1 protein-coding gene is annotated in these 211 nt (G+C 46.9%); it reads right to left on the reverse strand.

What is annotated here, in order from left to right:
* A partial coding sequence (locus K5Q58_RS21045) for a VCBS domain-containing protein (RefSeq protein WP_220755767.1) occupies window positions 1-211 on the reverse strand: 211 nt, incomplete at both ends.

Here is a 211-nt window from a genome sequence, read left to right on the forward strand (position 1 = left end):
TTACTGACTCACCCGTTTTTAGACCTTGAATCGTGGCTTGTGCGTTATCCGCGGTGTAGGTCCAATGGCCGAGATTATTGATAGTCAGCGTACCAAATTGACCTTGCAGGGTTTCTGCGCTGAACTGGGCTTGGCCGTTATCACTATCAGTAATGGTTAACGCACCATCAACCCTTAATAATCCCGAGTGAACGTCTTTATCTTCAGTGAG

It is taken from the genome of Shewanella sp. KT0246, assembly GCF_019654955.1.
Classification (GTDB): domain Bacteria; phylum Pseudomonadota; class Gammaproteobacteria; order Enterobacterales; family Shewanellaceae; genus Shewanella; species Shewanella goraebulensis.